We start from the raw sequence: 230 nt of genomic DNA, 5'->3' as shown, positions 1-230 counted from the left end.
GTGGTCGATAACGAGGGCGATACCGTCATCGAACTTGGCACCTCTCTGACTGAAATCGATTCGGTTTTCTCATACGTGAGTTATACCCTGGGAAGCAATCTTGAGAATCTGCTGTTGGTCGGCGGCAGTAACCTCAATGGCACCGGCAACACCCTCAACAACACTATTACCGGCAACGCTGGCAACAACCTCCTCGACGGTGGCGCCGGCATCGACACTCTGATTGGTGG

1 protein-coding gene is annotated in these 230 nt (G+C 53.9%); it reads left to right on the top strand.

Annotated elements, in window-relative coordinates:
- On the top strand, positions 1-230 hold a 230-nt coding region (locus tag L6D63_RS28900), incomplete at its 3' end, for a hypothetical protein (RefSeq protein ID WP_373873767.1).

The organism is Pseudomonas parakoreensis (genome assembly GCF_021602155.1).
GTDB lineage: Bacteria > Pseudomonadota > Gammaproteobacteria > Pseudomonadales > Pseudomonadaceae > Aquipseudomonas > Aquipseudomonas parakoreensis.
The sequence above is the reverse complement of the archived record's forward strand: the minus strand, read 5'-3'. Positions and strand labels throughout refer to the sequence as shown.